Origin of the sequence: Specibacter sp. RAF43 (assembly GCF_052114065.1) — a bacterium.
GTDB lineage: Bacteria > Actinomycetota > Actinomycetes > Actinomycetales > Micrococcaceae > Specibacter.
In genome coordinates this window covers 1-24,768 of record NZ_JBFREA010000032.1, presented here as the reverse complement: position 1 = coordinate 24,768, position 24,768 = coordinate 1, and the positions used below count along the sequence as shown (strand labels likewise).

General features: G+C 68.6%; 21 protein-coding genes and 1 pseudogene. 14 read left to right on the top strand and 8 right to left on the bottom strand.

Translation table 11 applies throughout. The annotated features are described in order from the left end of the window. Positions 1–107: 107 nt before the first annotated feature. Positions 108–1,184 (bottom strand): cell division protein ZapE, encoded by a 1,077-nt coding sequence (zapE, locus tag AB4Y80_RS15250; RefSeq protein ID WP_442215195.1) that lies wholly within the window; start codon positions 1,182–1,184, stop codon positions 108–110. A 259-nt stretch (positions 1,185–1,443) separates the two neighbouring features. Here zapE and AB4Y80_RS15245 point away from each other — a divergent pair. The 3 genes and pseudogenes from AB4Y80_RS15245 to ybaK all read left to right on the top strand — a co-directional run bounded on the left by AB4Y80_RS15245 (position 1,444) and on the right by ybaK (position 3,462). Further along, positions 1,444–2,364: pseudogene (locus AB4Y80_RS15245) on the top strand (sulfurtransferase). A 55-nt stretch (positions 2,365–2,419) separates the two neighbouring features. Continuing rightward, the gene (locus AB4Y80_RS15240) at positions 2,420–2,878 is read left to right on the top strand and encodes a SufE family protein (RefSeq protein WP_442215194.1); all 459 of its coding nucleotides are present in this window, start codon (positions 2,420–2,422) and stop codon (positions 2,876–2,878) included. 86 nt (positions 2,879–2,964) lie between these two features. Beyond that, the gene (gene ybaK / locus AB4Y80_RS15235; protein WP_442215193.1) at positions 2,965–3,462 is read left to right on the top strand and encodes a Cys-tRNA(Pro) deacylase; all 498 of its coding nucleotides are present in this window, start codon (positions 2,965–2,967) and stop codon (positions 3,460–3,462) included. A 60-nt stretch (positions 3,463–3,522) separates the two neighbouring features. On the opposite strand, the gene AB4Y80_RS15230 is transcribed toward ybaK, so the two are convergent. Continuing rightward, positions 3,523–4,740, bottom strand: coding sequence for an alpha/beta hydrolase (locus tag AB4Y80_RS15230; protein WP_442215192.1), 1,218 nt, complete (start codon positions 4,738–4,740; stop codon positions 3,523–3,525). A gap of 111 nt (positions 4,741–4,851) precedes the next feature. Between AB4Y80_RS15230 and AB4Y80_RS15225 the strand changes: the two genes are divergently transcribed. From AB4Y80_RS15225 to AB4Y80_RS15175, 11 genes are all read left to right on the top strand, one after another. Then, the gene (locus tag AB4Y80_RS15225; RefSeq protein ID WP_442215191.1) at positions 4,852–5,343 is read left to right on the top strand and encodes a hypothetical protein; all 492 of its coding nucleotides are present in this window, start codon (positions 4,852–4,854) and stop codon (positions 5,341–5,343) included. Between the two features lie 14 nt (positions 5,344–5,357). Next, entirely contained in the window at positions 5,358–5,792 is a 435-nt protein-coding gene (msrB, locus tag AB4Y80_RS15220) for a peptide-methionine (R)-S-oxide reductase MsrB (RefSeq protein ID WP_442215190.1), read from the top strand. A 216-nt stretch (positions 5,793–6,008) separates the two neighbouring features. Continuing rightward, positions 6,009–7,382, top strand: coding sequence for a DUF6421 family protein (locus AB4Y80_RS15215; protein ID WP_442215196.1), 1,374 nt, complete (start codon positions 6,009–6,011; stop codon positions 7,380–7,382). Between the two features lie 38 nt (positions 7,383–7,420). Beyond that, a complete protein-coding gene (locus AB4Y80_RS15210; protein WP_442215189.1) occupies positions 7,421–8,158 on the top strand; it encodes an SDR family NAD(P)-dependent oxidoreductase in 738 nt (245 codons plus the stop codon). Between the two features lie 12 nt (positions 8,159–8,170). Beyond that, positions 8,171–9,253, top strand: coding sequence for a threonine aldolase family protein (locus AB4Y80_RS15205; protein ID WP_442215188.1), 1,083 nt, complete (start codon positions 8,171–8,173; stop codon positions 9,251–9,253). A gap of 44 nt (positions 9,254–9,297) precedes the next feature. Beyond that, a complete protein-coding gene (locus tag AB4Y80_RS15200; protein WP_442215187.1) occupies positions 9,298–9,927 on the top strand; it encodes a DUF3000 domain-containing protein in 630 nt (209 codons plus the stop codon). A 78-nt stretch (positions 9,928–10,005) separates the two neighbouring features. After that, positions 10,006–11,403, top strand: a complete 1,398-nt coding sequence (locus AB4Y80_RS15195) for an HRDC domain-containing protein (protein ID WP_442215186.1) — start codon at positions 10,006–10,008, stop codon at positions 11,401–11,403. 118 nt (positions 11,404–11,521) lie between these two features. After that, positions 11,522–12,742, top strand: a complete 1,221-nt coding sequence (locus AB4Y80_RS15190; protein ID WP_442215185.1) for a thiolase family protein — start codon at positions 11,522–11,524, stop codon at positions 12,740–12,742. Further along, positions 12,739–14,880 (top strand): 3-hydroxyacyl-CoA dehydrogenase NAD-binding domain-containing protein, encoded by a 2,142-nt coding sequence (locus tag AB4Y80_RS15185; RefSeq protein ID WP_442215184.1) that lies wholly within the window; start codon positions 12,739–12,741, stop codon positions 14,878–14,880. The genes AB4Y80_RS15190 and AB4Y80_RS15185 overlap by 4 nt, the downstream gene beginning before the upstream one ends. A 76-nt stretch (positions 14,881–14,956) precedes the next feature. Further along, the gene (locus AB4Y80_RS15180) at positions 14,957–15,409 is read left to right on the top strand and encodes a Rieske (2Fe-2S) protein (RefSeq protein ID WP_442215183.1); all 453 of its coding nucleotides are present in this window, start codon (positions 14,957–14,959) and stop codon (positions 15,407–15,409) included. Between the two features lie 29 nt (positions 15,410–15,438). Next, the gene (locus AB4Y80_RS15175; protein ID WP_442215182.1) at positions 15,439–15,975 is read left to right on the top strand and encodes a GNAT family N-acetyltransferase; all 537 of its coding nucleotides are present in this window, start codon (positions 15,439–15,441) and stop codon (positions 15,973–15,975) included. A gap of 43 nt (positions 15,976–16,018) precedes the next feature. Here AB4Y80_RS15175 and AB4Y80_RS15170 read toward each other — a convergent pair whose 3' ends face one another. The 6 genes from AB4Y80_RS15170 to AB4Y80_RS15145 all read right to left on the bottom strand — a co-directional run. After that, entirely contained in the window at positions 16,019–16,996 is a 978-nt protein-coding gene (locus tag AB4Y80_RS15170; RefSeq protein WP_442215181.1) for an aldo/keto reductase, read from the bottom strand. Between the two features lie 137 nt (positions 16,997–17,133). Beyond that, positions 17,134–17,736 carry a hypothetical protein gene (locus tag AB4Y80_RS15165; RefSeq protein ID WP_442215180.1) on the bottom strand — a complete coding sequence of 201 codons (603 nt, stop codon included), beginning with the start codon at positions 17,734–17,736 and terminating at the stop codon, positions 17,134–17,136. Continuing rightward, positions 17,733–18,320 (bottom strand): DUF402 domain-containing protein, encoded by a 588-nt coding sequence (locus tag AB4Y80_RS15160; RefSeq protein WP_442215179.1) that lies wholly within the window; start codon positions 18,318–18,320, stop codon positions 17,733–17,735. The genes AB4Y80_RS15165 and AB4Y80_RS15160 overlap by 4 nt, the downstream gene beginning before the upstream one ends. Further along, positions 18,317–20,308, bottom strand: a complete 1,992-nt coding sequence (dxs, locus tag AB4Y80_RS15155) for a 1-deoxy-D-xylulose-5-phosphate synthase (protein ID WP_442215178.1) — start codon at positions 20,306–20,308, stop codon at positions 18,317–18,319. The genes AB4Y80_RS15160 and dxs overlap by 4 nt, the downstream gene beginning before the upstream one ends. 315 nt (positions 20,309–20,623) lie before the next feature. Further along, the gene (locus AB4Y80_RS15150) at positions 20,624–23,449 is read right to left on the bottom strand and encodes an aconitate hydratase (protein ID WP_442215177.1); all 2,826 of its coding nucleotides are present in this window, start codon (positions 23,447–23,449) and stop codon (positions 20,624–20,626) included. Between the two features lie 68 nt (positions 23,450–23,517). Continuing rightward, the coding region (locus tag AB4Y80_RS15145; RefSeq protein WP_442215176.1) for an HAD-IC family P-type ATPase at positions 23,518–24,768 on the bottom strand (1,251 nt) is incomplete at its 5' end.

The window sequence follows — 24,768 nt, the reverse complement described above, 5'->3', positions numbered from 1 at the left end:
AGACTAGCCAGCACGACCACCACACCCGGACAGCACCCAAACCAGCGGCCCCCACCAGCAACGCTGGGAGCCGCACAACTATGCCCCTTGACAAACCTTCCTACATATCAGCTGCCCACGGGCTGCGGTTCCGGCTGGACGTCCGGACTGGGGACCTCGCGGGCCTCACGGGCCAGCGCCGTCAGCCGGGACACGGCCCGGAAGTATTTCTTCTGGTAGCCGCCGGTCATCATCTCGGGCGTGAACAGCGCATCCATGGCCGCCCCGCTGCCCATGATCGGCACATCCTTGTCGTACAGGCGGTCGGCCAGGACCACGAACCGCAACGCCACCGCCTGCTCGCTGATCGTATGAACGTTGCGCCACACCACGGCGTCGATGCCGTCGAGCATCTTCCGGTAGCGTGACGGGTGCACGCCCGAGAGGTGGTCAACCAAGGTGCCGAAGTCATCCACCGCCACGGTCTTGCCGGCAAATTCCCGGCGCATGGCGGCGTCGAGGTCGCTGTTGGCCAGCGGCTCCGGCGGGGTGGGCAGGCCGCGATGGCGGAAGTCCTCGCCATCGATGTGCAGGATGTCGAACTGGTCGGCCAGCACCTGGATCTCGCGCTGAAAGTCCACCGCGGCGAAACGGCCGTCGCCGAGGGACCCGGGCAAGGTATTTGAGGTTGCCGCCAACTTCACGCCGGCGTCGGCGAGTTCACGCATCAGCCGTGACATCAACACGGTGTCACCGGGGTCATCCAGCTCAAACTCGTCGATGCACACCAACTTGTAGGCGCTAAGCGCTTCCACGGTTTTCCGGAAGGAAAGCGCCCCCACCAGGTTGGTGTATTCAACGAACGTGCCGATCGCCTTGGGCCCCTCCACCGCATGCCACAAGGCGGAGAGCAGGTGCGTCTTGCCCACGCCAAAGCCGCCGTCAAGGTAGATCCCGGCCCGACCGTCCGCCTTCTTGGCCTTGCCGCCAAAGAGTTTGCGCAGCCCGGTGGCCGGCTTCCCGGCCACGGACGTGCCAAAGCCCTCCAGCGTGCGAACCGCGGCGGCCTGCGACGGCTGCGCCGGGTCCGGCCGGTAGCTGGCAAAGGAGACGTCGCCAAAGCGCGGGGAGGGGACAAACCCCTTCAGCAGTTCCTCCACCGACACAGCGGGCTTGCGGGTGGAGAGTTGCTCAACGTGTACCAAGGGCTGATCCGTTCATTGGGGAAAACTTTCATGCGTGACGACGCCGTGGCGGGCACTGTACAAGAATACCCACTTAGATATTGCGCTACGTTAACGCCGGGAAGGAATACCGACCCCGCGTGGTTACCCTGAAAGAGAGATCGCGCCGCTGCCGCACCCCGGTGGCCAGCACGTCTCAGCCTCACCCCATGCGGACGGTCCGGAACAGTCCGGCGCAAACGTGGTGCGTGAGCTGCCAATGGAAGAAGTGAGGGGCACCATGCCTGTTGCAGTTGAAACCAATGAAAAGTTCGCGACATACGCCCACCCGGAGCGCCTGGTATCCACGCAGTGGCTCGCTGCGGCCCTGGCCGACGGCGCCACGAAGGACGGCGGCCTGGTGGTGGTCGAGTCCGACGAGGACGTCCTGCTGTACGAGACCGGCCACATCCCCGGCTCCGTCAAGATTGACTGGCACACGGACCTGAACGACGACGTGGCCCGCGACTACATCGACGGCGCGGCGTTCGCCGTGCTCGCGGCCGCGAAGGGGATCTCGCGCGACTCGACCGTCGTCATCTACGGTGACAAGTCCAATTGGTGAGCCGCGTACGCGCTCTGGGTCTTCACCCTGTTCGGCCATGAGGACGTCCGCCTGCTCGACGGCGGCCGCGACAAGTGGATTGCCGAGGGCCGTGAACTGACCACCGACGCCACGGCGGTCACCCCCTCCGCCGGCTATCCGGTGGTGGAGCGCAACGACGCCCCCATCCGTGCGTACAAGGAAGACGTCTTGGCGCACCTGGGCAAGCCGCTGATCGACGTCCGTTCCCCCGAGGAGTACTCCGGCGAGCGCACGCACATGGCCGCCTACCCGCAGGAAGGCACGCTGCGCGGGGGCCACATCCCCACCGCCGCGTCCATTCCGTGGGGCCGCGCCGCGGACACCGACGGAACCTACCGCAGCCGCGAGGAACTCGAAGCTTTGTACCTGGGCGAGGCGGGGCTGAAGGCCGGCGACGACGTCGTGGCCTACTGCCGCATCGGCGAGCGCTCGAGCCATACCTGGTTCGCGCTGAAGTACCTGCTGGGCTTTGAGACGGTCCGCAACTACGACGGTTCCTGGACCGAGTGGGGCAACAGCGTCCGGGTGCCGATCGCCAAGGGCACCGAGCGCGGCGAACTGCCCAACGCCAACTGAGGCTCCCGCTTGCCAGGGTCCCCATCAACAGAAAAAGAAACGTACGCTTAACGTGATGACTACTTCACAGGCACTACCCCCGGCGCTGGCGGAGATCGTGAACGATTTCCAGGAACTTGAAGAGCGAGACCGTCTCTTGTTGCTCCTGGAGTTTTCCCGGTCCCTGCCGGCCCTGCCGGAACGGCTGACCAACCACCCCGAACTCCTGGAGCAGGTGGTGGAATGCCAGTCGCCGCTTTTTTTGACGGTCGAGGCCGAAAAGACGGATGACGGCGAGATCATCCGGCTGTACTTCCAGGCACCGCCGGAGGCGCCCACCACCCGCGGTTTCGCCTCCGTGTTGTTCGAGGGCCTGGACGGGCTGACCGCCGAGGAAATCCTCGCGGTTCCCGACGACATGCCCGAACAGCTTGGGTTGACCCGCGCCGTCTCGCCCCTGCGCATGCGCGGCATGTCCGCCATGCTCGGGCGCATCAAGCGCAAGATTGCCAACGGGGTCCGCTCCCCCGCCTGACCAGCCGTTTCGGCGTTGACCGCCCATGCCCCGCCACACCGCGTTTGCCGCGGTGGGGCGGGGCATCGCGCTGCCATACTGGGGGCATGGCCAAGAAGAAGACAGGTGTCGGCACCCCCGCAACCACGGCGCTGACCGCCGCCGGAGTGCCCTTCACCGAACACCACTACATGCACGACCCGGCCGCGGCCAGCTACGGCCTGGAGGCCGCCGAGGTTCTGGGCGTCCCGGCCGGGCGGGTCTTCAAGACGCTGATGGCCGACGTCGAGGGGACCCTGACGGTCGCGATCGTCCCCGTCGACCGGACCCTGGACCTGAAGGCCCTGGCCCACGCGTGCGGCCGCAAGCGGGCCGCTATGGCCGATCCGGCCGCGGCCCAGCGGCGCACCGGCTACGTCCTGGGCGGCATCTCACCCCTGGGCCAGCGCCAGCACTCCCCCGCGGTACTCGATGAGTCGGCGCTGTTGTTTGAGACCATCTACGTCTCCGGCGGCCGCCGCGGCTACGACGTCGAACTCGCCCCCGGCGGACTGATCCACCTGACGAACGCCCGCACGGCGCCCATAGCGCACACGCCCGGATAGCGGCGGCGTGCGGCCCCAGGCACCTGGTCGCGGGTTCCGCGCAGGGGGACGCCTACTGTTTTAGTTCCGGGGCAGGCCGTACCGGCCCAGGCGGGGCCGCAGCCACGCCTCGACGACGTTTTCCCACCTTTCGGGGTCGACGTTCCATTCCTTGGTGTGCCGGGCCTTGCTGAAGGGTTCGAACGTGACCATCTCGGGGTTGCGGCGCGAGAGTTCCACGGACGGCTCGTAGGGGACGAAATCGTCGTCGAGGCTATGGATGATCAGGGTGGGGGTGCGCAATTCCACGGCCCGGTTCACCCAGTCCAGGCTCTTGAGGTCCACCGGGGCGGCCAGCCCGGTGATGCGCCGGCCGAGGGGATGGCTGAGCATCAGCTGGCCGTAGCGCCCGATTGCTTCCGGAATGCGGTTCAGTTCCGCCTGGTGGGCCAGGACGTTGACCCAGTCGGTGACCGGGGCATCGAGCACCATGGCCAGGATGCGCTTGCGGTTCCTGCCGCGGTCCGCGGCCTGCAGGCAGATGGCCCCGCCCATGGAGTAGCCGAACAGGACCACGTCCTTGGCGCCCTGGGCGACGGCGTAGTCGATGGCCACCTCGACGTCATGCCACTCGGTGACCCCCAGACCGTACCGTCCGTCGGCCGCGGCGGGGGCGTCCCCGTCGTTGCGGTAGGACATCAGCAGGGCGTCCATGCCAAGCCGGTGGGCCGTGGCCACGGCGCGCAGTCCCTCGCTGCGGGTGGCGCCGCGCCCGTGCACCATGATGGCCCAGGTGGTCAGGGCCTCGGGGGCCGGAACGTGCCAGGCCGGGGCCGGGCCGTCGGGCAGGTGCAGCGTAACGTCCTCCCAGTCAAGGTTGAGTTCCTCGGGGTGCGCGTAGATGCTCCCGGACCACCAGCCGGCCGTGACCGTGCGCAGATCCCCGCCCACCACGCCCAGCACTTCGCGGGTGACGCTGCCCTCCCGCGGCACGTACGACTGGATCCCACCGATCACCGCGTGGGCGCGGCCGCCGTCGAAATACAGCGCATAGCTGCCCTCGATGACGGTGTCCGGCGTGGCCTCCAGCACCACCGCCAGCTCCGGGCCGTCGGGAATCACGGCCAGCACGGAGACGTCGTCGGCGCGGAACTTCTCCGGCGTCAYCACGCGGCGGGCAAAATGAGCCGCGAGGGCCGCCGTCGCCGTCACGACCGCGCCGGCGCCGAGGCCCGCCGCCGCCGCACCCAGCGCACCCCACTTGAGCCACTTGTTGGATTGCCCCACCGAAGATGCCATGCCCCCATTCTGCCCACCCGCGTCGGGGGCGTCGAGCGGCGCACCGCGGCGTCGGATAACTTTTGTGCAACCGCTCACAGTTTCCACGCCCGCGGCGCCTAAGCTGGTGCAATGAGCGACACGATCATCATCCTGACCGAAGAACCCCTGGCCGCGGTGGATGCCGGCAACATCAGCGACCTGTACGGGCCCGACGACGACGTCGAGCTGGTGCTGCTGGTCCCGGCCGATACCCGCCGCAACCTGCTGGTGGATGTGATCGACCAACTCACCATGCTCGATCTTCCGGGCGCGTTGCGGGAAATTCGTGAAAGGCCGGACACCGAGACGGTCCGGGCCGAGGCCGCCGACACCCTGGCGACGTCCCTGGCCGCCCTGGCGTCCGTGGGGGCCAAGGTCACGGGCATGGTGGCCAACGGCGACGCCGTCGCGTCGTTGGTGGCCAAGGTCAAGGAATCGGGTGCCCGGCAGGCAGTGGTGGTGACCCGCCCGCACGCGGTGGCGGACACGTTCCGGCTGGACTGGGCCAACCAGGCCCAACGCAAGCTGGGGTTGCCGGTCCTACACTTGTACGCCGGATCGGGATTTATTGGCGACTCCTGAACGTTGTGCACAATATGACACCCGAGAACCCAGCCACCCCATCCGTAGTCAAGACCGACGAGCAATGGCGCCGGGAACTGAGCTCCGCGGAATTTGCGGTGCTGCGCCAGGCCGCCACCGAGCGCCCGTTCACCGGCGAATACTGGGATTCCACCGAGCAGGGCGTGTATGCCTGCCGGGCGTGCGGCGCCGAACTGTTCACCTCCCGGGAAAAGTTCACCGCCCATTGCGGCTGGCCGTCCTTCTTTGCCCCGCTGGCGGAGGGCACCGTGCGGTATCTGCATGACAACTCCCTGGGCATGGAACGGATCGAGGTGCGCTGCGCGGCCTGTGACTCGCACCTGGGCCACCTTTTCAAGGGTGAGGGCTATGACACCCCCACCGACGAGCGCTTTTGCATCAACTCCATTTCGCTGCGCCTGAAGAAGGCCCCCGGCGCGGCCGAATAGCTCCGGGCCACCGAGTAGCCCGGCGGCGCCGCCACGGCCGAGTGGGACCAAACGTGTCCCAGCACCGTCAACGCTGTGGCAGCGCCGCTTTTTCACGCCCATGAGCCATCCAATCTCTAACGCTTGGGAATCTTTGACATAAGTGCTGCTGTTCTATTGGTACGCTCGAAAAAATATTCCCCCAGGGCAAAAGGACGTGCACCCATGACTCTCACCATGGACAAGCCTGGCAACTCGGTTGCCTTCGACTACTCCACCGTGGCCGGCGAGCCGGCCTGGCAGCGGCTGAAGGCGGCGGCCACCAGCCTGCAGGCGCTGCAGGCCAAGGACGGTTCCGTGCCCAACACCGGGGACCACGTCCAGGCCGCGGAGCTCATCGCGCAGATCACCGCGAGCCTCACGGAGCTGGCGCCGCGCTTCCCGCACGACGCAAACTACCTGCGCCTTGCGGTGGCGGACTTCACCAAGTGGGTCGACGCCGGGCTCGGCGTGCCGGACTTCCTGGACTCGCTGCTGGCCTTCACGCCCCAGGAACACCGCATTGACGGCCTGGGCCACCTGGTCGTCTTCCCCATGTACACGCAAAACGGTTCCACCTCGCGGCGGGTCGAGGCCGTGCTGGTGGAGGTCATCTGGCCGGAGTTCATCGGCGAGCTGGAGGCCGGCAGCTACTCCAACAAGCTGTTTGTGCCACTGCGCTTCATCGACTTCACCCCGGGCTACGACACCAATTCCGCCGTCCTGTTCCCCGAAAGCGTGGCCGTGCGGGCCACCCCCACCTTCACGTGGGGCGCCATCTTCCAGGACCGCGAGGCCGCCCGCTTCCGCCGCGTCGTCCGTGAGGCGGCCAACGTCACCCGGCTGGAGCTGCCCGCCGACGCCGCCGAGCTCCTGGAGAACCAGGAGTTGACGCAGGAAACCTTTGTCATGTGGGACCTGATCCACGACCGCACCCATATGCGCGGGGACCTGCCCTTTGACCCGTTCATGATCAAGCAGCGCATGCCGTTCTTCCTGTATTCGCTGGAGGAGCTGCGCTGCGACCTGACCGCCTACCGTGAGTCGGTCGCCGTCGAACATGACCAGGCCGCCTCCCCGGCCGCCCGCAGGCACGCCAAGCTGGTCCAGTACGCCGTCATCTTTGACAGGATCTTCCGCTTCGCCATCACCGGCTCCCGGGTGCGCAACTACGACGGCCTGGGCGGGCAGCTGCTTTTCGCCTGGCTCCACCAGCACCACGTCCTGCACTGGACCGATACGAAGCTGACCATCGACTGGGCCAACATCCCGGACGCGGTGATCGCCCTGGGCCACGCCATCGAGGACCTGTACTGGCACTCGATCGACCGGCCGAAACTGGCACACTGGCTGGCGGCCTACGAGCTGGTCTCCGGCACGCTGACCCCGAACCCGGCGTCCGTGTGGGCCAAGGGGCCGGACGCCCTGCCGCTGGCCGGCTCGCTGCGCGAGATCACCGACCGGGTCATGGATGACGAGTTCCCGCTGTCCATGTTCTATGAGGCCCTCGCCAAGAAGATGCACACCGTGATCGAGTCGACCTCCGGCATCACCGGCATGAGCGCCGCCTGAGCAAACTGAAGACGGTCCAGGTGGGTAATGTAGGAAACATGAGAATCCCCCCTGCACCGCTGGTGCTTGTTGCCGGCGGCAGCAGTGCCGCCGGCATCGCCATGGCCCGTGCCCTGCTCGGCGCCGGAATGCGCGTCCTGACCGCCGGGTCCGACGCCGGACGGATCAAGGCGGCGGCGGAGCTCGCCGGCGGTGCCGTCCCCCTGGTCTGTGACCTGGCCGATCCCGCCTCCGTCGCGACCCTCGCCGCGGACATCCACCGGGACTTCGGCCCCCTGGACGGGCTGGTCCACCTGGTCGGCGGCTGGCGGGGCGGGCCGGACCTGGCCGCCCAAACCGATGCGGACTGGGACTTCCTGCACCGCTCCGTGCTCACCACCTTGCGCAACACCACCCGCGCGTTCTATGCGGACATTGCCGCGTCGGCCAACGGGCGGATCGCCATCGTCTCCTCCACCGCCGTCACGGCACCCACGCTGGGCAACGCCAACTACGTGGCCGTCAAGGCCGCGGCGGAGGCCTGGGTCCGGGCCCTGGCGGCGGGGCTGGCGGGCGCCGAGTCGGCGGGCCCGGCGGCAGGCGCGGCCGGCGGGGAAACCCACGCGGCCGCCGTCGTGCTGGCCGTCAAGGCCCTGGTGGACGACGGCATGCGCGCCAAGTCCCCCGACCGCCGCTTCCCCGGCTTCACCGACGTCGCCCATCTGGGGCAGACCGTTGTCGGGCTTTTTTCCACTCCCGCAGCCGGGCTGAACGGCTCGCGGCTCGTTCTCTCCTAAGAAGGCTCGAAAGTGACAACTGATACCGCTACCTCTCGCACCACCGCGGCCCGCCTGCACGACCCGGCCGTGCGCAGCTTCGCCTCCGACAACTACTCCGGCGTCCATCCCCAGGTGCTGGAGGCGCTGGCCGCCGCCAACGACGGCCACGCGGTGGCCTATGGGGAGGATCCCTACACGGCGCGCCTGCACGAGGTCATGGGCTCGCTGTTCGGCAAGAAGGTCGACGTCTTTCCGGTTTTCAACGGCACCGGCGCCAACGTGGTGGGCCTGCAGTCGCTGCTCCCCCGCTGGGGGGCCGTGGTCTGCGCGACCACCGCGCACATCAACATGGACGAGAACGGCGCGCCCGAACGCGTCGGCGGCATGAAGCTCCTTGGCGTGGCCACGCCGAACGGGAAGCTGACCCCCGAGCTCATCGACAAGGAGGCCTGGGGGTTTGGCGACGAGCACCGGGCCCAGCCGTTGGCCGTCTCCATCACCCAGACCACCGAGCTGGGCACCTGCTACACGCCCGGGGAGGTCCGCGCGATTTGCGAGCATGCGCATTCCCTGGGCATGAAGGTGCACATGGACGGCGCCCGGCTGGCCAACGCCGCGGCGTTCCTGAACGTGCCGCTGCGCGAGTTCACCTCCGACGCCGGCGTGGACGTGCTCTCCTTTGGCGGCACGAAGAACGGCATCATGTTTGGTGAGGCCGTGGTCGCCCTGAACCCGTCAGCCGCCGACGGCCTGGTCTACCTGCGCAAGATGAACATGCAGCTGGCCTCCAAGATGCGGTTCATTTCGGCGCAGCTGCTCGCCCTGCTCCAGGACGACCTCTGGCTGCGGTCGGCCGGGCACGCCAACGCCATGGCCGCGAAGCTGCGCGCCGCCGTCGACACCATCGCTGCCGTGCGGCCCACCCAGGCCACCGAATCCAACGGCGTCTTTGCCGTCCTCCCGGAAGGCGTGGCCGAGCGGCTGCGCACGAAGTTCCGTTTCTATGACTGGGACGAGGCCGCCCGGGAAGTGCGTTGGATGTGCTCCTTCGACACCACCGAGGCCGACATCGATGCGTTCGTGGCGGCCATCCGGGCCGAGGTCGGCGCCTAGCCCGGCCGCCGCGGCGGGGCTCCCACCGGCGCGCCTGCCGTGCAATGCGGCGCGGCCAACATAGCCTTCCTTGTGTGAGCGCATCATCACAGCTTCCCGCGGACTTCCTCACGGCGCTGGCGTCCCTGCGGGCCGCCCAGCCCCGCGGCGGGCTTGCGCTCGAGGAAATTCCCGCCCCCTCCCGGCTGGCGCCCTTCGGTGTCGCCCTGGGCGCGGAGGTCATCGCCGACGGCGTCGAGCTTGCCACGGGCCGGTTCATCCTGCTCCACGACCCCCACGGCTCCGAACTCTGGGACGGCACCTTCCGGATCGTGACGTACATTCGCGCCCAGCTGGAGTCGGACATCGGCAACGACGCCCTGCTGGGCAACGTGGCCTGGGCGTGGCTGGTGGAGGCCCTGGAGGAACACGGCGCCGACTACCGCAGCGCCGGCGGGACCGCTACGCGGATACTCTCCGAAAGCTACGGCTCGCTGGCCGAACGCCCGGACGCCATCGACCTGGAATTGCGGGCGTCCTGGACGCCGTCCGGCCCCGCCGTCAGTGCCCACCTGGAGGCGTGGTCGCACATGGTGTGCACCTTTGCCGGGCTGCCCCCGGTCCCCGACGGCGTCACCGTCCTGCCGCGCCCGCGCCGCCACCAGCCCCCCTGGTCCCCCACTAGCCCGCACTAGGGCCCCAGTCGCCCGCTGGGCCCCCAAACCAGCCGGTTCGAAGGGGCGCCCGTTGCAATTCTGTAGACTGGGGGTATCATGATCAACCCAGATGCCACCGCCCACAGCCGCGCACGGACCAAAAGGTCCACCGAATTGAAGAAGGGCACGGGTTCTCCGGGTACCAACTCCACCGATGTGGCGGACGTCCCGCTGACCTCCGTCGTCATCGACGGCATCCGGGTGGAACTGGGCGACCTGCCCGAGGTGGTGGTGCTGGACATGCCGCGCGACGGCATCCCGACCGTGATCACCGCCGAACCGGCGCTGGCCCGCTGCGCCGCCGCCCTCGCCGGCGGCCACGGCCCCGCCGCCGTGGACACCGAGCGCGCCTCGGGATTTCGCTACGGCCAGCGCGCATTCCTGGTGCAGATCCGCCGCGAGGGCGCCGGGACCTTCCTCATCGACCCCGAGGCGTTTGAGGACCTCGCGATCATCAACGATGCCCTGCGCGGGGTCGAGTGGATCCTGCACGCCGCCAGCCAGGACCTGCCGTGCCTGGCCGAGCTGGGCATGTGGCCGGACAAGCTTTTTGACACCGAGCTGGCCGCCCGCATCGCCAACCTGCCGCGCGTGGGCCTGGGCGCCGTCGTGGAGTCCCTGCTGGGCTTCCACCTGGCGAAGGAACATTCGGCGGCCGACTGGTCTCGCCGCCCGCTGCCCGAGCCGTGGCTGCGTTACGCCGCCTTGGATGTGGAGGTCCTGGCCGAGCTCGAGGAGGAGCTGGTCGCGCTGCTGGCCGCCGAGGGCAAGCTGGAATATGCCGCCCAGGAGTTCGCCCACCTGGTCAACGCCGGCGTCCCGGCCCCGCGGGTGGATCCCTGGCGGCGCACCAGCGGGTCCCATGCCCTGCGCAACCGGGTCCAGCTCGCCGCCGTCCGGGAGCTGTGGAACGAACGGGACAAGCTGGCCCGGCACCGGGACATTGCCCCGAGCCGGTTGATCCCGGATACGGCGATCGTGGCCGCGGCCAAGGCCATGCCCACCACCGTGCCGGCCCTGCTGGCCCTGGCCGGATTCCACGGCCGCGCCGCCAAACGGGACGCCCCGCGCTGGCTCCACGCCATCCAGGAGGCCAAGAAGGGCACGGACCTGCCGCCGCTGCAGGTCCCGCACAACGCGCCGCCGGCACCGCGCATCTGGGCCGACCGCGATCCCGACGCCGCCGCCCGGTACGCCACGGCGCGGCCCCGGATGGCCGCGCTCGCGGCTGAACTGAACATTCCGGCGGAGAACGTGCTCACGCCGGACCACCTGCGCCGCATCTGCTGGCGCCCGCCCACGCCGATCACCGCCGAAACCGTGGCCGAGGCGCTGGCCGAACTCGGCGCCCGGCCCTGGCAGGTGGGCGCGACGACGGCCCTGCTCACCGAGGCCCTGGCCCACCCCGAGCCCCTGCCGCCCAGGGAGCCCCGGCACGACGCCGGGACCGACTGACACGCCCACCCGGCGCGCCTCACGTTGAACTCCAAGTTACTGACAAGTAACATGATGGATGACACAGCCGTTCCCCTCACGGGGTCCGACATCCATGTCCTTGCCACGAGGAGCCAAGGTGAACCAAAATCGGTCGATCAGGGACGTCGTCTTTGTTGACGGCGTCCGCACACCCTTTGGACGGGCCGGGGAGTCGGGCATCTACGCCTCCATCCGCGCCGACGACCTGGTGGTCAAGTGCATCCGTGAGCTGATGCGCCGCAACCCCTCGCTCCCGGCCGCGCGCATTGACGAGGTGGCCATCGCGGCCACCACGCAGACCGGCGACCAGGGCCTGACCATCGGGCGCACCGCCGCCCTGCTGGCCGGCCTGCCGCAGTCCGTGCCCGGCTTCGCCGTCGACCGCATGTGCGCCGGGGCCATGACGGCCGTGACCACCACCGCCTCCGGCATCGGCTTTGGCGCCTATGACGTGGTCGTGGCCGGCGGCGTGGAACACATGGGCCACCACCCGATGGGTTCGGGCGCGGACCCCAACCCCCGCTTCCTGTCCGAGCGCATCGTCGACCCGGACGCCCTGACCATGGGCGCCACCGCCGAAAACCTGCACGACCGCTTCCCGGCCATCACCAAGGACCGCACGGACGCGTATGCGGCGGCCAGCCAGGCCAAGTTCGCCGCGGCCTGCGCCAACGGCCAGATCCAGCCCGACCTTGTCCCGGTGGCCACCCTCAACCCGGGACGGGGGTGGACCGTGAACACGGCGGACGAGCCGCCGCGCCCGGGCACCACGGTCGCGGACCTGGCCGCCCTGCGCACTCCGTTCCGCGCCCACGGGCGGGTCACGGCCGGAAACGCCGCGGGCTTGAACGACGGCGCCACCGTGGCCCTGCTGGCCTCCGCCGACGCCGCCGCCGAGCTCGGCCTGCCCGTGAAGATGCGGCTGGTCACGTATGCCTTCGCCGGCGTCGCACCGGAGGTCATGGGCATCGGCCCCGTCCCCGCCACCGAAAAGGCCCTGGCGCTGGCCGGGCTGGGCATCGAGGACATCGGGCTGGTGGAAATCAACGAGGCCTTCGCCGTCCAGGTGCTGTCCTTCCTGGACCACTTTGGCATGGCCGACGACGACCCCCGCGTCAACCGGTACGGCGGCGCCATCGCCGTCGGGCACCCCCTGGCCTCCTCCGGCGTCCGGCTCATGACCCAGCTGGCCCGCCAATTCCAGGAGAACCCCTCGGTCCGCTACGGCCTCACCACCATGTGCATCGGCCTGGGCATGGGCGGCACCGTCATCTGGGAAAACCCCCATTTTGCAAGCATCGAAGGGAGCGCAGCATGAGCGCCCAGGACTTCCACCAACTCGCCGCACTCTTCCCGGACGAAGTCGTCACCCACTCGCATGTGCAGGACGTGGCGCTGCCCGCCGTGGATGGCGCCCCCAGCGCCGGCACCTTTGCCCTGATCACCCTCGACAACGGCCTGGACCACCGCCGCCCCAGCACGCTCGGACCCAACACGCTGGTGGAACTCGGCACCGTGCTTGAGGCCCAGCGCGAGCGGGCCGCCCGGGGCGAGATCGCCGGCATCGGGGTGACCGGCAAGCCGTTTTTCCTGGTCGCCGGCGCCGACCTGTCGGCCGTGACGAACCTGAGGGACGCGCAGGCCGGGCGGTGGATGGCCCGGCTGGGGCACGACGTCTACTCGACGCTGAACGACCTCGGCGTGCCCAGCTTCGTCTTCATCAACGGCGTGGCGCTCGGCGGCGGGCTGGAACTGGCGCTCAACGCCAACTACCGCACCGTGTCAACGGGGGCCGGCGCGTTGGCCCTGCCCGAGGCGTTCCTGGGCCTGGTCCCGGGCTGGGGCGGGGTATACCTGCTGCCCCGGCTGATCGGCCCCGCCAACGCCGTGACGGTCATGATTGAAAACCCGCTCTCCAACAACCGCACGCTGAGCGGGCCGGCCGCGTTCAAGCTCGGCCTCGCCGACGCCTTGCTGGAGCCCGCCGACTTTGTGGAACAGTCACTGGCCTGGGCCGCCCGGGTGATCGCCGGCGTCGAAGCGGTGCACCGGCCCCACGCCGTGGCCGAGCCGCTCAGCGAGGAGAACAGCGCGGCCTGGGACGCCGCCGTCGCCCATGCCAAGGCATTTGTGGAGGCGAAGACCGCCAATGCGGCGCCCGCCCCCGGCCGGGTCATCGAGTTGCTGGAGCGGGGGAAGCACTTCACCAAGGCGGAGTCCTTTGCCGCCGAGGACGACGCCCTGGCCGAGCTCATCCAGACCGACGAGTTCCGCAGCACCGTGTACGCGTTCCTTGACCTGGTGCAAAAACGCGGAAAGCGCCCGGCCGGCGCGCCGGATGCGACGCTGGCCCGGCCCGTGACCAAGGTCGGCGTGGTGGGTGCCGGGCTGATGGCCGCCCAGTTCGCGCTGCTCTTTGCCCGCCGGCTCAAGGTGCCCGTGGTCATGACGGACATCGACCAGGCGCGCGTGGAGGCGGGCGTGGGCCACGTGCACGCCGAAGTGGACAAGCTGCTCGCCAAGGGCCGCCTGAGCCCGGACGCCGCAAACCGCACCAAGGCCCTGGTCACCGGTTCGGTGTCGAAGGAGGCGTTCGCCGATGCCGACTTCGTCATCGAGGCCGTGTTTGAGGAACTGGCGGTGAAGAAGCAGGTGTTTGCCGAGGTCGAGGCGATCGTCTCCGCCGACTGCCTGCTGGCCACGAACACGTCCTCGCTGTCCGTCACGGCCATGGCAAAGGACCTGGTGCACCCGGGGCGGCTGGTCGGCTTCCACTTCTTCAACCCGGTGGCGGTCATGCCGCTGCTGGAGATCGTGCGCGCACCCTCCACCGAGGACGCCGTCCTCGCCACCGCCTTTGCCACGGCCAAGGCCCTGGGCAAGACGGCCGTGCTGGTTCAGGACGCGGCCGCGTTTGTGGTCAACCGGGTGCTGCTGCGGCTCATGAGCGAGGTCATGCGCGCCTTTGACCAAGGCACCGACGCCCACACCGCGGACAATGCCCTGCGCCCCATGGGCCTGCCGATGACCCCGTTCACCCTCCTGGCCATGGTGGGCCTTCCGGTGGCCGGGCATGTGACCGAGTCCATGCATGCGGCGTTTGGCGAGCGGATCGCGGTCTCGGCCAATTTGCAGGCGCTCATCGACGCCCGCAAGCCGGGCCTCTGGGAGCGGGCCGCGGACGGCACCACCGTCGTGCCGGCGGACACCCTGGCGCTGCTGACCTTCGGCGGGTCCCCATCCACCGGCCCGGAACTGCTGGCGCGGACGCAGGACGCCCTGGCCGAGGAGATCGGGCTCATGCTCCAGGAGGGCGTCGTGGCCGGGCCCGAGGACATTGACCTGTGCATGATCCTCGGCGCTGGCTGGCCGCTGCACCTGGGCGGCATCACACCGTACCTGGACCGGGTGGGTGCCTCCGAACGCGTCAACGGCAAACCCTTCCACTCGGCGTAGCCGTCCGGCCGTCGGGCCGGGGCCGGCAGCCGGGGCCAAATGGCATTTGCCCAGCTTCGGCTGACACAATGTGGTTATGACTGCTGAGACCTCCCTGACCCGGCGCAACGTCTTGCGCGTGACCACCGCCGCCTCTGGAACCGCGTGCGCCCTGGCCCTGGCCGGCTGCGTGCCGGCCGGGCCCGCCGCGTCCACGGCCGTGCGGAACGCGCTCCCCATTCCCACCACCGGCACCCCGGTCCGGGTCGGCAAGCTCGCCGACGTGCCCGTGGGCGGCAGCGCCACCGGCACGGCCAAGGATGTGAAGATCGTGATCTTCCGGCCGGACGAGACGACCGTTTTGGCGTACAGCGACGTGTGCACGCACGCCGGCTGCGCCGTGGCGCCGCACGGGGACGAGTTCAAGTGCCCCTGCCACGGCTCCACCTTCAGGGGCTCCGACGGTACGGTCGTCACGGGACCGGCGTGGGAGCCGCTGGCCCGTTTTGCCGCGGCGATCGACGGGGACTGGATCACCGTCAGCGTCTAAGCCGTTGGCCGCCTAGCAAAAGAGAAGCCATGAGTGAACTGCTGGATCAGGGCATCACCATCCGGCCCGTGGCCGTGGACGACGCCGAGGCCCTGGCCGCGGCCTATGCCCGGCATCGGGCGTACCTGCAGCCGTGGGAGCCCATCCGCCCCGACGGCTTTTACACGGCGGACGGGCAGCGGTCGCTGCTGGCCCACGCCGTGGCCGAACGGGCGGCCGGACGCAGCCACTACTGGGTTCTTGCCGACGGCCCGCGCGTGGTGGGGCGCATCGCCCTGACGGACATGGTGCACGGCGCCTTCGAAAACGGGAACCTGGGCTATTGGGTGGCCGAGGACTGCCAAGGGCGCGGCCTGGCGACCGCCGCGGCCCGGCACGTCTGTGCCTTTGCGGCCGGGGAACTGGGCCTGCACCGCCTGCAGGCCGGAACGCTGGTCCACAACGCCGGCTCCCGCACCGTGCTGGCACGCTGTGGATTCACGGAGATCGGCACGGCGGAAAAGTACCTGCGCATCAACGGCCGCTGGCAGGACCACGTCCTGTTCCAGCGCATCCTGCACGACTGAGCCCGCCGCCGGCGCCCCATCCTCCGCCCGGGCCCGCCGGTCTCTAGAACAGGGCCACCCTGGGTGTCGCGGGGAAGATTTCATCCAGGGCGGCCAGGTCCTCGGCCGTGGGCAGCCAGCGGGCGGCGCCGGCATTCTGGCGGACCTGCTCGGCCCTGGTGGCCCCGGCGATGACGCTCGCCACGGCCGGCTGGGCCGCCAGCCAGGAAAACGCGACCTGCAGTTCGTTGAGCCCGCGCTCGGCCGCAAATCGGCCCAGGGCCGCCAGCTGCGCCAGGTTCGCGTCGGTGAGCATGTGCTGGCGGGTGTAGGTCAGGCGGCTGCCTTCGGGGGCCCGGCCGGAGCTGTACTTGCCGGTCAGCAGCCCGTTGGCCAGCGGGTAGTACGGCATGACGCCCAGCCCGTAGGCCCGCGCCGCCGGCATGACCTCCAGCTCCGCGCGGCGGTCCAGGAGGTTGTAGTGGTTTTGGCTGGCGACAAAACGGCTGCCCCCGGCCATCCGGGCGGTGAATTCCGCCTCGGCGATCTGCCACCCGGACAGGTTTGAGTGGCCCAGGTAGCGCACCTTGCCCGAGGTCACCAGGTCGTCCATGGCCGCCAGCGTCTCGGCGATGGGTGTGTGCGGGTCCGGAGTGTGGAAGTAGTACAGGTCGATGAAGTCCGTGTTCAGCCGCCGCAGCGACGCCTCCACGGACTGCATGATGTACTTGCGCGAGCCCCGCCGCCCCCAGTCCACGCCGTTGGCTCCCTCCGCGTCCAGGCCGAACTTGGTGGCCACAATGACGTTCTCCCGCTCCCTGCCCAGCGCCCTGCCCAGCATCGTTTCGCTTTGGCCCGGCGTCGCCCCGTACATGTCCGCCACGTCAAAGAGCGTAATCCCTTCCTCGAGTGCGGCATGGACGACGGCGTCGCTCCCCTCTTGCGTTTCGGTCGCGGAGCCGCTGCGACCCAGGTTGTTGCACCCCAGCCCCACGGTGGAAACGGTCAGTCCGGAGGTGCCCACTTGGCGAAATTCAGTCATGATTCCACCATAGCGAACCCCCCTCCCCACCAGAGAACAAAACTGACCCGCAAAAGATGTCGAAAAAACGCGATTTCGACGCGATTTTCGACATCTTTTGCGGGTCAGTTCTGTTGAGGCGGGAAGGACGGAGGGTGCTAGAGCGTGAAGGCGGTGCCGCCGGTGGGGCTGTGCTTGGCCTTGATGGCGGCGAGGTCCGTGGCGGGGGCGACGCCGATGCTCAGCTTGGTGAAGTCGAGCTTGGCGTCCCGGATGCACACCTTGATGTTGGCCACGGCGCGGGCCGCGTCCGGGGCCAGGATGTAGATGTTCAGCTTGCCGGTGCCGTGCTGGCCGTCGACGAACTCGGTTTTTTCCACCACGCCGCTGCCCCGCCAGGCCAGGTGCGCGACGAGGGTTTCCTTCGCCTTTTCCGCCAGGTACTTGTCCCGGTCGGTGATGCGGGCGTTCTTGAGCGCAAACTGGGCCACCACCACAAATTGTTCGTCCCGTCCCAGCACGGCGTACCCGTCCGCCAGGCACTGCGCCTCGAACGCGGCCAGCATGCCCAGGGCCTCCTCCTCGGAGTTCACCGTGATGTCCTGGGACGTGCTTTGGTGCCCCACCGTGCCATGGTTGACCACAAAGAAAATCACGTCCGGCTCCGCGGCGTCCACCCACGCTTCCCGGAAAACCAGGGTGCCGGCGTCGTCCGTCTGGTACATGCGCACGATGTTGCTATCTGTCTCGGTGCTGCTCATGGCAGGGTCCTTCCCAGGGTGAACCAGGCCGCGTCGCGGCCGTCGAAAGGGGCGCGGCGGGCGGACACGGCGTCCACCAGGGCTGCGCAGGCGGCCTCCATGCGGGTGCACAGGCCGTGCGGGTAGTTCATCAGCCGGCGGTGCTCGGCAAATTCGTCCTCATCGTCAACGTATACGCCGTGGCCCGTGCTGCGGATGACGTCCAAATCCATGTCGATGAGGTGGAATTCGACGACGCCGGGGCGGATCCGCGACCAGGACGGCGCCACGGCCAAATCAACGTACAGCTCGACGCCGTCCGGGTGCCGGTCCCCGTAGAACGTGGCCACCCAGTCGCCGAGGTGCGGGACCAGCAGGACGGCGTCCGACGCCGTGTACAGGGCGGCGCCGGGGCGGGAGATGAACTCGCCGGTGCCCTGGAAAATCCAGTGCCCGTGCTCGTCCGAGCCCAGGTAGCGCCCGGGCACCACCCAGTGCGCCGTGCCGTCGTATTTCCGGTTCCGGGCCACGACTAGGTCGCCGGGGACGGGGAGCGCGGCCGGGGCGGCCTCCGCCGGCGCCGCCGGCACGGGGGCTGCGGTCACAGGATGGGCAGCTGACCGGTGCGCGGGGCCGGCTGGCCCGGCAGCGGGCGGGCAAACGGTACCTTGGTGCCCAGCACCTGCTCGACGACGTCCTGGGCCACGCGCTGGGCGGTCAGGCCCACGCGCTCGAGCACCTCGGCGCGGCTGCCGTGGTCCAGGAAGTCCACCGGCAGGCCCACCTCGTTCAGGGCCGTGTCCACGCCGGCGGCGCGCAGCTCCTGGCGGATCCTCGATCCCACCCCGCCGGCGCGCACGCCGTCCTCGATCACGATCACGATTCGGTGCCGGGCGGCCAACTGGATCAAAGAGCGCGGCACGGGCAGCACCCAGCGGGGGTCCACCACGGTGGAGGTGATGCCCTGGGCGCCGATGCGCCCGGCCACGTCCAGGGCCAGCTCGCTCATGGCCCCGACGCTGACAATGAGCACGTCCGTTTCCGAATCCGCTGCGACGCCGGGCATGTCATGGGTATTGCGGGCCAGCACGTCGACGCCGTCGGCGAGCCGTTCCAGGGCCTTGACCTCCGGGCCGACCCTGCCCTTGGAATAGCGCAGCACGCTGGGGGCGTGTGAGAGGGCGACGGCTTCGCGCAGTTCCTCGCGCAGCCGGACGGCGTCGCGCGGGGCGGCCAGGTGCAGTCCGGGCACGATCTGCAACAGCGCCATGTCCCACATGCCGTGGTGGCTGGCGCCGTCGGGGCCGGTGACCCCGGCGCGGTCCAGGACGATCGTCACCCCGGCCTTGTGGAGGGCGACGTCCATGAGGAGCTGGTCAAAGGCGCGGTTCAAGAACGTGGCGTAGATGGCCACCACGGGGTGCAGCCCGCCAAACGCGAGCCCGGCGGCCATGGTGAGCGCGTGCTGTTCGGCGATGCCGACGTCGAACACGCGGTCCGGGTGCTTGTCGGCGAACTTTTTCAGCCCCACGGGGATGAGCATGGCCCCCGTGATGCCCACGATGTCGGGGCGTTCGTCGGCGAGCTGGGCAATTTCCTCACCGAACACGCCGGTCCAGGACTTGCCGCTGGGCGTCTCCACGGCCACGCCGGTCTTCGGGTTGATGATCCCGACGGCGTGGAACTGGTCCGCCTGGTGTGCCCGCGCCGGGGCGTAGCCCCGCCCCTTTTCGGTGAACGCATGCACGATGACCGGGCCGCCGTAGTTCTTGGCGGCCGTCAGGGCGGCCTCCATGGCCTTTTCATCGTGGCCGTCCACCGGGCCCACATATTTCAGCCCGAGATCGTCAAAGAGTCCCTGCGGCGCCCACCAGTCCTTGAGGCCCTTCTTGGCCGCATGCAGGCCCTTGTAGACGAACTGCCCGGCGACGTTGCTGTCCTGCAGCCGTTTCTTGGCCCAGGTCATGGAGGCCTCGTACTTGCGGTGGGTGCGCACGTGGTCAATGGCCGGGCGCAGCGACGCCAGGTAGTCGGCCAGCCCGCCCACCGTGGGGGCGTAGGAGCGGCCGTTGTCGTTGACCACGATCACCACGCGGCGGTCCTTGTCGGCGGCGATGTTGTTCAGGGCTTCCCAGGTCATGCCCCCGGTCAGGGCGCCGTCGCCAATCACCGCCACGACATGCCGGTCGCCTTCGCCGTTGAGCTGGCGGGCCCGGGAGATCCCGTCGGCCCAGGACAGGGAAGAGGAGGCGTGCGAGCTTTCGACAATGTCGTGCTCGGATTCGGCCCGGGCCGGGTAGCCGGACATGCCGCCCTGCTGCCGAAGCGTGGAAAAGTCCTGCCGGCCGGTGACCAGCTTGTGCACATACGACTGGTGTCCGGTGTCGAAAATGATGCTGTCGCGGGGGGAGTCAAAAACGCGGTGGATGGCCAGCGTCAATTCCACCACGCCCAGGTTGGGGCCCAGGTGACCGCCGGTCTGGGAGACGTTGGAGATGAGGAAGGCCCTGATTTCCTGGGCCAGCACCACCATTTGTTGCTCGCTGAGCTTGCTCAGATCCCGTGGATGCGTAATGGTTTCCAATAGTCCCATAGGTCCCTCCTAAGGATCCGCTGTCAACATCCAACAATATCGCCTCCCACCCGATTCCCCGACACGGGCCGGCCGTTAACGCCGTGAGGGCGGGCACTCCGATGCTCGGAATGCCCGCCCTCACGGACGGTGGGCCCACGCTTGCCAGGTTCCCGAAAATCGCGTCAGCGACTCTCCGGCCGGCCAGTGGGTGGGCCCACGCTTGCCAGGTTCCCGAAAATCGCGTCAGCGACTCTCCGGCCGGCCAGTGGGTGGGCCCACGCTTGCCAGGTTCCCGAAAATCGCGTCAGCGATTTTGGGGCCGGCAAGTGGGGACTAGCTGGCGCTGATCTGGCGCAGCACGTACTGCAGGATGCCACCATTGCGGTAGTAGTCGGCCTCGCCTGGGGTGTCGATGCGCAGGACCGCGTCAAAGCTGACCGTCTTGCCGTCCTCGGCGGTGGCGGTGACCTTGAGCGTCTTGGGCGTGATGCCCTTGTTCAGCTCGGTCACGCCCTCGACGGAGAAGGTCTCCGTGCCGGTCAGGCCCAGGGACTCGACGTTTTGGCCGGCCGGGAACTGCAGCGGAAGAACGCCCATGCCGATCAGGTTGGAGCGGTGGATGCGCTCGTAGCTTTCGGCCACGACCGCCTTGACGCCCAGCAGCGCCGTGCCCTTGGCCGCCCAGTCGCGGGAGGAGCCGGAGCCGTATTCCTTCCCTGCCAGCACGACCAGCGGGATGCCGGCGGCCTGGTAGTTCACGGCGGCGTCGTAGACGAAGGCCTGCGGGCCGCCGGCAACGGTGAAGTCGCGGGTGTAGCCGCCCTCCACGTTGTCCAGGAGCTGGTTGCGGATGCGGATGTTCGCGAACGTGCCGCGAATCATGACCTCATGGTTTCCGCGGCGTGAGCCGTAGGAGTTGAAGTCCTTGCGCTCCACGCCGTTCTCCAGCAGGTACTTCCCGGCCGGGGTGTCGGACTTGAAGGAGCCCGCGGGGCTGATGTGGTCGGTGGTGACCGAATCACCGAGCTTGAGCAGTACGCGGGCGCCGGTGACATCCTCCACCGGGTCGGCCTCGGCCTTCATGCCGTCGAAGTACGGGGGCTTGCGCACGTAGGTGGACTTGGGGTCCCATTCGAACACGTTGCCCTCGGGGGTCTCCAGCGACTTCCAGCGGTCGTCGCCTTCAAAGATCGTCGAGTAGGAGCTGGTGAACATGTCACGGTCGATCGAGGCGTCCATGACTTCCTGGACCTCCACCGGGTTCGGCCAGATGTCGGCGAGGAAGACGTCCTTGCCGTCGGCATCCTGGCCCAGGGCGTCAACGGCAAAGTCGAAGTCCATGCTGCCGGCCAGGGCGTAGGCGATGACCAGCGGCGGGGAGGCCAGGTAGTTCATCTTGACGTCCGGGTTGATGCGGCCCTCAAAGTTGCGGTTGCCGGAGAGGACGGCCGTCACGGAGAGGTCGTTTTCGGCGATGGCCGCGGAGATCTCGGTGTCCAGCGGGCCGGAGTTGCCGATGCACGTGGTGCAGCCGTAACCGACCGTGTAGAAGCCCAGCTTCTCCAGGTACGGGACCAGGCCGGACTTCTCGTAGTAGTCCGTGACCACCTTGGAGCCGGGCGCGACCGACGTCTTGACCCAGGGCTTGGAGACCAGGCCCTTGTTGACGGCGTTGCGGGCCAGCACGGCGGCCGCCAGCATCACCGACGGGTTGGACGTGTTGGTGCAGGAGGTGATCGAGGCGATCGAGACGGCACCGTGATCGAGTTCAAACTCGACCCCGGATTCGTTCTTGACGTGGATCGGCGCGGACGGGCGGCCGTTGGCGCCCGCGGCGGCGGACACCAGGACGCGCTCGGTGTCGTGCGTGTGGCCGCCCGGATGGGTGAAGGACGGGGAGTCCGAGGCCGGGAAGGATTCCTCCAGGGACTCGTCCACCGTGTTGCCCTCGGCGTTGGCGTCCGCGGCAACGTAGTTCTTCAAGTCGGAGCGGAACTGCGGCTTGGCGTTGACCAACTCAATGCGGTCCTGGGGACGCTTCGGGCCGGAGATGGAGGAGACCACGGTGGAGAGGTCAAGTTCGAGGTACTCGGAGAACTTGATCTCGACGCTGGGATCGTGCCACAGGCCCTGTTCCTTGGTGTACGCCTCAACCAGCGCCACCTGCTCGTCGCTGCGCCCGGTCAGGCGCAGGTACTCGAGGGTGACGTCGTCGATCGGGAAAATGGCGGCCGTGGAGCCGAACTCCGGGCTCATGTTGCCGATGGTGGCGCGGTTTGCCAGCGGCACCGCGGCAACGCCCTCGCCGTAGAACTCCACGAACTTGCCCACAACACCGTGCTTGCGCAGCTTCTCGGTGATGGTCAGCACGACGTCGGTCGCGGTGGCCCCGGGCGGGATGGAGCCGGTCAGCTTGAAGCCGACGACGCGCGGGATCAGCATGGAAACGGGCTGGCCCAGCATGGCCGCCTCGGCCTCGATGCCGCCGACGCCCCAGCCCAGAACGCCCAGGCCGTTGACCATGGTGGTGTGGGAGTCGGTGCCGACCAGGGTGTCCGGGTAGGCGCGCAGTACGCCGTCGACCGTACGGGTCATGACCGTGCGGGCCAGATACTCAATGTTGACCTGGTGCACGATGCCCATGCCCGGGGGGACGACCTTGAAGTCTTCAAACGCGCTCTGGCCCCAGCGCAGGAACTGGTACCGCTCGCCGTTGCGCTGGTATTCAATCTCCATGTTGCGCTCAATGGCGCCGGAGTTGCCAAAAACGTCAATCTGAACCGAGTGGTCGATGACCATCTCGGCGGGAGCCAACGGGTTCACCCGGGTCGGGTCACCGCCGAGCTCCTTGACGGCCTCACGCATGGTGGCCAGGTCGACGATGCAGGGAACACCGGTGAAGTCCTGCATGATGACGCGGGCCGGGGTGAACTGAATTTCCGTGTCGGGCTCCGCATTCGGGTCCCAACCGGCCAATGCACGTACATGGTCCGCCGTAATATTCGCACCATCTTCGGTGCGCAACAGGTTCTCCAGCAATACCTTGAGGCTGAACGGAAGGGCTTTTGCGCCTTCAACGGAGCTCAGTCGGAAAATCTCATAATCGGTTCCGGCGACATTAAGTACGCCCTTGGAACCAAAACTGTCCACATTTGTCATCGATGGACTCCTCTCGCCACTACTTTTATCTTTGCCACGCAAGACCTCGGGTGCCAGTTAGGCACACCTTACTCGCGCTCGGAGACTGCCCCGCGTTTTTTCAGGAACCGGTAGAGCAATTCGATCGCCAGGCATCCGGTGGCAGTTACGCCTATAGTAACCGCTAAAAGGGGCCCGGCCGGAATGTTGAGGGCAAAGAAGTTCCGGGAGAACGGCACGACCATGATCAGGGCCAGGGCGGCAACGATGGCGGAGACCAGCAGGGAACGCCAAATGTCGAAGGGACGCGCCAGGGCGCCCAGCACCCACAGGGCCACCAGCAGCACGGTCATCGTGGTGGCCGTTTGCGCGGTGGAGACGGCCTGCGCCTCCGTCAGGGCCGGGTCCGGGAAGGCGCGGGCAAAGGAATAGACGGCCAGGATGCAGCCGGCCAGGATGGTTCCGGCCGGGACGGAGAACAGGAGCGCCCGGCGCAGGAAACCGGGCTGGTAGCGCCGGCTGTTGGGCAGCAGGGCCAAAAAGAACGCCGGAATCCCGATGGTCATGGAGCTGACGATCGACAGCTGCCGGGGCAGGAACGGGTACCGCCACAACAGGATGCCGATGGTGATGGAAATGAGGATGGCGTAACAAGTCTTCGTCAGGAACAAGTTGGCGACGCGTTCGACGTTGGCAATCACCCGCCGCCCCTCCGCCACCACCGACGGCAGGTGGGAAAACTGCCCGTCCAGCAGCACCAGCCGCGACACCGCCTTCGTCGCGGCCGAGCCGGTCCCCATGGCGATGCCCATGTCCGCATGCTTGAGCGCCAGCGCGTCATTGACGCCGTCGCCCGTCATCGCCACGACGTGGCCGCGGCCCTGCAGGGCCAGCACGATCGCCTTCTTCTGCTCCGGGGTCACCCGGCCCAGCACGCTTTCCTGGGCCAGCACGTCGGCCAGCGCCTCCGGGTCCCCCGGCAGCCCGCGCGCGTCGAAGCCGTCGCCGTCAAAGACGAAGCCCACCTGGCGGGCCACGGCGGCCACGGTGCGCGGGTTGTCCCCGGAGATGATCTTCAAGGCCACGCCCTGCTCGCGAAAGTAGGCCAGGGTGGCCGCCGCATCCGGGCGCACCCTTTCCCGGAAGGACAAGAGGACCACGGGGGTGAGTCCGGCCAGGGAAAAGGCATCCTGCGCAGCTGTTGGCCCGCTTGGCCCGGCGGTCCGCTGGGTGTCCGACGCCGGCCGGTGCGTGAGCACGACGGCCCGCAGGCCGCGCCCGGCCAGCTCCGCCGACGCGGCGAGGGCCGCGCCCGGCCAGCTCCGCCGACGCGGCGAGGG

Excerpts from the sequence above, each read along its gene's own strand:
- AB4Y80_RS15240 (WP_442215194.1), top strand. The coding sequence starts at position 2,420 with ATGACTACTTCACAGGCACTACCCCCGGCGCTGGCGGAGATCGTGAAC.
- ybaK (WP_442215193.1), top strand. The coding sequence starts at position 2,965 with ATGGCCAAGAAGAAGACAGGTGTCGGCACCCCCGCAACCACGGCGCTG.
- AB4Y80_RS15225 (WP_442215191.1), top strand. The coding sequence starts at position 4,852 with ATGAGCGACACGATCATCATCCTGACCGAAGAACCCCTGGCCGCGGTG.
- msrB (WP_442215190.1), top strand. The coding sequence starts at position 5,358 with ATGACACCCGAGAACCCAGCCACCCCATCCGTAGTCAAGACCGACGAG.
- AB4Y80_RS15215 (WP_442215196.1), top strand. The coding sequence starts at position 6,009 with ATGGACAAGCCTGGCAACTCGGTTGCCTTCGACTACTCCACCGTGGCC.
- AB4Y80_RS15210 (WP_442215189.1), top strand. The coding sequence starts at position 7,421 with ATGAGAATCCCCCCTGCACCGCTGGTGCTTGTTGCCGGCGGCAGCAGT.
- AB4Y80_RS15200 (WP_442215187.1), top strand. The coding sequence starts at position 9,298 with ATGCGGCGCGGCCAACATAGCCTTCCTTGTGTGAGCGCATCATCACAG.
- AB4Y80_RS15195 (WP_442215186.1), top strand. The coding sequence starts at position 10,006 with ATGATCAACCCAGATGCCACCGCCCACAGCCGCGCACGGACCAAAAGG.
- AB4Y80_RS15185 (WP_442215184.1), top strand. The coding sequence starts at position 12,739 with ATGAGCGCCCAGGACTTCCACCAACTCGCCGCACTCTTCCCGGACGAA.
- AB4Y80_RS15180 (WP_442215183.1), top strand. The coding sequence starts at position 14,957 with ATGACTGCTGAGACCTCCCTGACCCGGCGCAACGTCTTGCGCGTGACC.
- AB4Y80_RS15175 (WP_442215182.1), top strand. The coding sequence starts at position 15,439 with ATGAGTGAACTGCTGGATCAGGGCATCACCATCCGGCCCGTGGCCGTG.
- AB4Y80_RS15170 (WP_442215181.1), bottom strand. The coding sequence starts at position 16,996 with ATGACTGAATTTCGCCAAGTGGGCACCTCCGGACTGACCGTTTCCACC.
- AB4Y80_RS15165 (WP_442215180.1), bottom strand. The coding sequence starts at position 17,736 with ATGAGCAGCACCGAGACAGATAGCAACATCGTGCGCATGTACCAGACG.
- dxs (WP_442215178.1), bottom strand. The coding sequence starts at position 20,308 with ATGGGACTATTGGAAACCATTACGCATCCACGGGATCTGAGCAAGCTC.
- AB4Y80_RS15150 (WP_442215177.1), bottom strand. The coding sequence starts at position 23,449 with ATGACAAATGTGGACAGTTTTGGTTCCAAGGGCGTACTTAATGTCGCC.